The sequence below is a fragment of the Oleiphilus sp. HI0066 genome, from assembly GCF_001635725.1.
Window position 1 is genome coordinate 1 of the sequence record NZ_LWFH01001274.1, and the last position, 604, is coordinate 604.

Sequence of the window (604 nt, forward strand, 5' to 3'; positions counted from 1 at the left end):
AGCACTTTTTAAACAATTATTATCAAAGAAGTCCCGCGTCGACATGTCTGCATATGGGAACTCCATATGACGAGGACGGACATCCAAAGGCGTCTTGTTGGAAGCGGTCGTATTTGTCATCACTTTCACCTTAAGCTGCGTAATCATTATCAGGCCATCTTTAACGACAACCTAAACCTGCGACTTTCCAACTATGGAACAGTCATTATTGCGTTAAAGCTATAGTGCGCTTTTGAAGCCTTTGACAATAGGTGATAAGGTTTCAAAAAAAAGTCATTTGAGCTCATTTCATATGTAGGGAATGTCGCATTGATATGAATAACAATAACGTCGGACTTACACTTGCATCGGGCGACTACTTGCCTGTTGTTCGCGATTTCGCATTGAGCCGAGGCATTCAACCTTCTGAACTTTTAGAAGGCAGCGAACTCAGTGCCGCAGATTTCATTCAGCCCCCCGAACTCGTCAGCAACTTTATCGTCAATCGCGTTGGGCAAAATCTCTACGCAAAACTGAAACAGCCCATTGCTGATGCCGTCTACTATGGTTTGCAGGTGCGCCCATCAAGCCACGGAGCTTTGGGTGTTGCAATTCAAACATCCGC

1 protein-coding gene is annotated in these 604 nt (G+C 44.9%); it reads left to right on the plus strand.

Translation table 11 applies throughout. The features are described 5' to 3' along the window. Positions 1 to 314: 314 nt before the first annotated feature. The coding region (locus tag A3738_RS18405; protein ID WP_197473911.1) for a hypothetical protein at positions 315 to 604 on the plus strand (290 nt) is incomplete at its 3' end.